Raw genomic sequence first — 6327 nt, 5'->3', positions numbered from 1 at the left:
ATGACGGTGGCTACAACTGATCAAATATGAAAATCCCCCTGCACAACTGTTTTCAGCTGGTGCAGGGGGATTTTCCATGCTTAAGCTCAGACGTATCTCAGTCTGAAGTCATTCGCCGTAACCGCAATGAATGCAGCCATAGCGAATGGGGCCGAATCACTCAGCGACAACCTTCACGGTGAAGGAAGCGGAGATTTCCGGGTGCAGAGCGACGGTTGCAGCGAACTCGCCGGTGGTCTTGATCGGATCCACGGTGATGTTCTTCGGGTTGACGGCAGCCTTGGAAGACAGCGCGATGGCGATCTTGTCGGCGGAGATGCCACCGAACAGCTTGCCGGACTCGGAGACCTTGGCGGCGATTTCGACGACGGAACCCTCGATGAGCTCCTTGGCGGCAACAGCCTCTTCGCGGGTGGCAACGGCCTTGGCCAGACGAGCGCGCTTCATGGCCTCGATCTGGGCGGCAGCGTTCTTGGACCATGCGAAGCCCAGACCCTGCGGAATCAGGTAGTTGCGAGCGTAGCCGGCCTTGACGGACACGACGTCGCCCGGGTGACCCAGGTGATTGACGGACTTGGTGAGAATAACCTTAGTTTCAGCCATTGTTCAAACCTCTCTAAGATCAGCGGCCGGACGTGGCGTACGGCAGCAGGGCCATCTCGCGGGCGTTCTTGATAGCCTTGGAGATCTCGCGCTGCTCCTGCACGGTGACACCGGTGATACGACGGGAACGAATCTTGCCGCGATCGGAGATGAACTTACGCAGCAGGGCGACGTCCTTGTAATCGATCTCGGTGACCTTGGCGGCCTTCAGTGGATTCGGCTTCTTCTTAAACGGCTTGACCGGCGGCTGCGGCCTCTTGCGTGACATCTTGATGTTCTCCTTACAATCTGGAAATTGCTTTTCTTTTAAGCTGCGATCCGGGTCGGATCAGAATTCCGGTTCGTCGCTGCTTCCGCCAAATTCGGAGGAGCCAAAGGAACCGAACGATGAGGAACCGGAATTATCCGAATTGCCCCACGGATCCGATGCCGGAGCAGGCTGCACGGCGGGCGCGGCATTGGCTGGAGCGGCAGCCCCACCCTGATAGCCAGCGCCACCGGAATATCCGGCACCGCCCTGATAGCCACCGGCATTGCCGGCGAAGCCACCGTTGTTGAATCCGCCATTGCCGCCAGCGAAATTGTTGCCGCCGCGATTGCCGGCAAAATTACCACCGTTGGCACTGGAGGTTCGGGTGACCTGGGCGGTCGCATAGCGCAGGGACGGGCCGATCTCATCGACCTGAAGCTCGACGACCGTGCGCTGGGAACCATCGTTCGCCTGGTAGGAACGCTGCTGCAAACGGCCTTGCGCGATCACACGCATGCCCTTGCTCAGGCTCTGCGCGCAATGTTCGGCCATGTCGCGCCACGCGGAGCAGCGCATGAACAAAGCCTGACCATCTTCAAACTGGCCCGTATTACGGTTCCAGGTGCGCGGAGTGGAGGCAATGGTGAAGCTGGCCACGGACGAGCCGTTGCCAACCGTACGGATTTCGGGATCAGCCGTGAGGTTACCCACCACAGTGATAATCGTTTCGCCTGCCATCGTTACCTACTTACTTTGCAGCTTATTGTTTTGCAGCTTGAAAAGCTTGGAATTACTTACTTGCGAAGAATCTTCGTACGGATGACGGATTCGTTCAGGTTCAGCAGACGATCGAGTTCGTCGCTGGTGGCCGGCTCAGCGGAGTAGTTGACCACAACGTAATTGCCTTCGGTCTTGCCGGCGATCTCGTAGGCAAGCTTGCGACGGCCCCAGATGTCGATGTTCTCGACAGCACCGCCTTCCTTGGTGACAGTTTCCAGATACTGCTCGGTCAACTTCTTCAGACCGCGCTCATCCAGCTCAGGATCGGCAATGAACATCAGTTCGTACTTATGCGCAGACATCACCCACCTCCTTCGGACTATCGGCCATGGACCTTCCATGGCAGGAGTGTGTATGCGTACTGCCTTCACGCATCTATATATGAAAGGTATAAAGATACAGTTCAGACAACCTGTTCAGCATAGCCCTTCTGCTGGACGAGCGGCAATTGCGCACGTTCTGTGGTGCAGGCGCGTCATGGGCACCCGCATTGTTATATTGAATACGGCTATTTTTGTACGGTTGGTACCGTATTTACGCGACTCTAGATTTGTGGAAGGCGAAGCATGTCGGCGATTCTCGAAGGCACCCCGGATAAGAAATTGGCTTTGGTGACGGGTCGTGCGTACCCTGAGCAGGCCCATGAAACCGCGAAATACCTGGGAATCGACGTACTTGAGACCACGGCTTACGATTTCGCCAACGGCGAGATGTATGTGCGTTACACCGAGCCGGTGCGTGGCGCCGATGCGTTCGTGATGCAGGCGCACACCGAGCCGATCAACAAGTGGATTATGGAGCAGCTCATTATGGTTGACGCCATGAAGCGCGCTTCCGCCCGTTCCATTACCGTGGTCGCGCCGTTCCTTGGCTATTCGCGCCAGGATAAGAAGCATCAGGGCCGCGAGCCCATCACCGCCCGACTGATTTTCGACCTGTTCCGCGCAGCCGGCGCCGACCGTATTATGACGGTCGATCTGCATGCCGCCCAGGAGCAGGGTTTCTTCGATGGACCGGTCGACCATCTCACCGCCACTCCGGTGCTGCTTGACTACGTGCGCAACAACATGCCGCTTGAGAACACCACCATCGTGTCTCCGGATGCCGGCCGCATCAAGGTTTCCGAACAGTGGGCCGCGAAGCTGGGCAATCTGCCGCTCGCGTTCATTCACAAGACCCGTGACACCACCCGCCCGAACCATGCCGAAGCGCATGGCATTATCGGCGAGGTCGAAGGTCACGACTGCGTGGTGGTCGACGACATGATCGACACCGCGGGCACCATCTGCGAGGCCGTGCGCACACTGAACAACGCTGGTGCGAAGTCCGTGACGCTGGTTGCCACGCATGGCCTGCTGTCCGGCCCGGCCGTGGAACGCCTGAGAAATTGCGGTGCCAAGGAAATCGTGCTCACCGACACCGTGCCCGTTCCGGAAGAGAAGCGCTTGCCGAACATGACCGTGCTGTCCGTGGCTCCGCTGTTGGCCGCCGGCATCCGTTCCGTGTTCGAATCCGGATCCGTTTCCACGCTGCTCAACGGCCTGCCCGAAGACATGCGTCCCCGCAATATCTACGCCTGATTCGCGCAATCTTTTCAACGTAACAAAAACTCGCCCCCATCCGGTCGGCGAGTTTTTTAATGTCAGATCTTCCCAAAAACGGGGTGCCGCATCCTACGTCGGTAGGATGCGGCACCCCGCGTATCAAGAGAGAAAAGAGAAATCTGGCTAGCGTCCGATAGGCATCCTCGCTTCCGTTATTTGGCGAATGCTTCGCGGATTTGCGCGGCATTGCCGTAGGAGGCCTGCGCACCATACCCTGTGGCGGCGTATGCCGAAACATACGAGGCAAGCTCGGCCGCTTCGGAAAGCGCCATGCCCGAGGCAAGACCGGCCAGCACCGTGCCCATGAAGGAGTCGCCGCAGCCGGTGGTGTCCACCGCGTTCACACGCACGGGGGCAATGCGCTGGATCGGCGTTGCCGAAGTGGAATCCAATACCACGGAACCATCGCCGCCGAGCGTCACGATCGCCTGTTCGAAACCGAATCCACGCATTGCTTCCAGCGCATGATTCCAATCGAAACCGTCCCAATCGTCGTTTTCCGGCTCGTCAATGCCGAGCAGCTGCACCATCTCATGCTCGTTGACGAGCAGAATATCGGATGCTTCCACCAGTTCGGCCGGCAGCGACGGGGTGAACGGCGAATCGTTGAGCAGCACTTTCACGCCCGCTTCATGGCACATGCGCGCGGCGGCCGTCACCGTTTCGATCGGGCTTTCCAAGCACAGGCCAAGTACGGAAGACCGTGCCAGCGCATCGCGCACGGATTCCACATAATCCACGGTGACCTGCGCGTTCGATCCCGGCGAGTACACGATGGTGTTTTCGCCGGTTGCGTCCACGGTAATCACGGTTGTGCCGGATGGTCCGAGCACGCGGCGAACATGCGTGGTGTTCACGCCCGCCTCGCCCAGAGCGCCGAGTAGGAAGTCGGCGTTGGAATCGGAGCCGACCGCGCCGAACATCTGCACGGTTGCGCCGATGCGCGCTGCGGCGGCCGCCTGGTTGCCGGATTTTCCGCCCGGCAGCAGCTGCAGCGGACCGCCGGTGATGGTCTCCCCCGGCCCTGGCAGACGCTGTGCGGTGACGGTGTAGTCCGCGTTCATCGAGCCGATTACGGACACTGTGCCGTGGATGCGGTCCAATGCGGAGAGAACTTCAGTCGCGCTCATCTTTACCTTCCTTACATCAAAAGAAGATTTATGAAAATGGAGATTTGCGAAATAGTGTTGTTCAGTAATCGCAATTATCGCAAATCCCCATTTTTATTATATTGAGGATGTAATGTGCGATTACTTTGCCGATTCCTCGGTTTCCAGCGCATGGTTGCCTTCGTAGATCTTCTTCTTGAAGACGAAGAACACGATCAGGCCAAGCAGTGCGCTACCGGCGGCGACCAGCAGCAGGTTGGCATAGTTGGCGGCAGTGCCGGTTGCGCCGGTGATGGAGCCGCCTGCGAGGGCGTTGGAGCCGAGCAGGCTGCCGATGATGGCGATGCCGATGGACGGGGAAACGTTCATGGCCAGATCGTTCATGCCGACGCCACGGCCGGATTCGTCCTTTTCAATGGTGCCCAGCACGGTGGAGACCACCGGGGAGTACATGAGGCCGCAGCCTGCGTAGAACACACATGCGCACAGGGTCAGCACCACGAAACCGGAGTTCACGCAGAATGCCGCACCGGTCCAGCCGAGGAACATGAGGGTGCCTGCGGTCACGATGCCGGCCTTGATTCCGATCTTGCGGATGATCATGCCGGAGCAGGTGCCCACCACGGCGGCGACCACGAAGGCCCACACAATGTGCAGGGAGACCTGGGTGGTGGTCATGCCGTAGATGTTGGTGCCGATGGCGTTGAAGATCGGGCTCAGTGCGTAGTTCACGAAGTAGAACACGAGGATCAGGCAGATGGCGCGCAGCCAGCGGGTGTTCTTGAAGAACGCCGGGGTGATGAACGGGTTGGAGGCCTTGTTGATGTAGAAGGCGAATGCCACGAACAGCAGCAGGGAGACCACGAGCATCCACCAGGACATGTAGGAGAAGAACAGGGTCAGGAACGCGGTGGCGAAGCCGAAGATCACGAAGCCGAACGCGTCGACCTTCTGGCCGTTGCCGCTCTTGGACGGGAGGGTCTTGAGCAGGATCGGCAGGAACAGGATGGTGACGGACGGGATCAGGAACAGGAACTGCCATGCGATGGAGCTGAGCATGCCGGCTGCGAACACGCCGATGGATGCGGAAAGCTGGTATGCGGCGGTGAACAGACCGAAGAAGATGACCTTCAAATCGTTACGCAGGTACTTGGTGGCCACCACCAGGAAGGCGGAACCTGCCACCTGTTCGCCTGCGGTCTGCAGCACGCGTGCGATGATCACGGTCCACAGGTTTGCGGCAAAGAAGTAGTTTGCCACGAAACCGAAGATGGAGCCGACGAACAGCGTCACGAGACCGACGGTCACAAGCTTACGCAGGGAGACGAAATCGCCCAGGGAACCGTAGATGAAGCACACGATGCCGAGCACGATGCTCGGAAATGCGGTGATCAGGGACGCCTGGTTCGGTGCGCCGACGTCGGCGCCGACCTGCTGGAACACCAGGTTGAAGCCCTGCAGGCACAGGGTGCCGAGCACGAAGGTGATCAGCAGCGGGATCAGGGCGCGGATGGCCATCTTGTTGCTGGTCACCGGATCATCGAACGGATCGGCGGATGCGGTGCCGGTCACGGCGGTTGTGTTGTTAGACATAATAAAAATCCTTGATTCTCTCGAATTGCGCGATATGCGATACGCGATTGCTTGGCCGGTTACGCTTATTCAGCCTTGGCTGCGAGGCCGGAGATGCGGGTCATGAATTCGTTCAGGAAGCGCGGCACGTCGACGCCGACGGCAACTTTCATGGTCTTGGCCGGGTCATTCAGGCGGGTTTCGTCGCCGATGGTGCGTCCGCGGGTCGGGCCTTCCACGTCGACCTTCATATTGATGTCGAGGGTGGTGACGAGGGTCGGGTCCACTGCCACGCCAACGGCGAGCGGATCGTGCAGGCCGCAGCCGCCCAGATGCGGGGACGTGGTTTCGTAAGCCTTGATGTAGAAGTCGGTCATGTCGGCCAGGAACTTGCCGGCCTTGGTGCCGA

8 protein-coding genes are annotated in these 6327 nt (G+C 59.1%); 1 reads left to right on the top strand and 7 read right to left on the bottom strand.

Translation table 11 applies throughout. The features are described 5' to 3' along the window. Window positions 1–156: 156 nt before the first annotated feature. The 4 genes from rplI to rpsF are packed head-to-tail and all read right to left on the bottom strand — an operon-like array spanning window position 157 to window position 1935. Window positions 157–603: a 50S ribosomal protein L9 gene (gene rplI / locus Q5H33_RS07870; RefSeq protein WP_004223169.1), complete on the bottom strand. Its 447-nt coding sequence runs from the start codon at window positions 601–603 to the stop codon at window positions 157–159. A 19-nt stretch (window positions 604–622) separates the two neighbouring features. Continuing rightward, on the bottom strand, window positions 623–871 hold the full coding sequence (gene rpsR / locus Q5H33_RS07865) for a 30S ribosomal protein S18 (protein WP_003810112.1): 249 nt from the start codon (window positions 869–871) through the stop codon (window positions 623–625). Between the two features lie 60 nt (window positions 872–931). Beyond that, complete coding sequence (locus Q5H33_RS07860) at window positions 932–1591, bottom strand: single-stranded DNA-binding protein (RefSeq protein ID WP_055063700.1); 660 nt, start codon at window positions 1589–1591, stop codon at window positions 932–934. A 56-nt stretch (window positions 1592–1647) separates the two neighbouring features. After that, entirely contained in the window at window positions 1648–1935 is a 288-nt protein-coding gene (rpsF, locus tag Q5H33_RS07855) for a 30S ribosomal protein S6 (protein WP_003810120.1), read from the bottom strand. Window positions 1936–2199: 264 nt separating this feature from the next. Here rpsF and Q5H33_RS07850 point away from each other — a divergent pair, with 264 nt between their 5' ends. After that, on the top strand, window positions 2200–3213 hold the full coding sequence (locus Q5H33_RS07850) for a ribose-phosphate diphosphokinase (protein WP_004223162.1): 1014 nt from the start codon (window positions 2200–2202) through the stop codon (window positions 3211–3213). Window positions 3214–3389: 176 nt separating this feature from the next. Here Q5H33_RS07850 and Q5H33_RS07845 read toward each other — a convergent pair whose 3' ends face one another. The 3 genes from Q5H33_RS07845 to Q5H33_RS07835 all read right to left on the bottom strand — a co-directional run. Further along, window positions 3390–4367 (bottom strand): ribokinase, encoded by a 978-nt coding sequence (locus tag Q5H33_RS07845; RefSeq protein ID WP_004223158.1) that lies wholly within the window; start codon window positions 4365–4367, stop codon window positions 3390–3392. 120 nt (window positions 4368–4487) lie between these two features. Then, complete coding sequence (locus Q5H33_RS07840) at window positions 4488–5939, bottom strand: MFS transporter (protein ID WP_302423901.1); 1452 nt, start codon at window positions 5937–5939, stop codon at window positions 4488–4490. 65 nt (window positions 5940–6004) lie between these two features. After that, window positions 6005–6327 (bottom strand): nucleoside hydrolase (locus Q5H33_RS07835; protein WP_302423900.1); only part of this gene is annotated, 323 nt, incomplete at its 5' end.

This window comes from uncultured Bifidobacterium sp. (assembly GCF_959020145.1).
In the GTDB taxonomy this organism is placed as follows: Bacteria; Actinomycetota; Actinomycetes; order Actinomycetales; family Bifidobacteriaceae; genus Bifidobacterium.
This window is presented reverse-complemented; position numbering and strand designations above follow the sequence as displayed.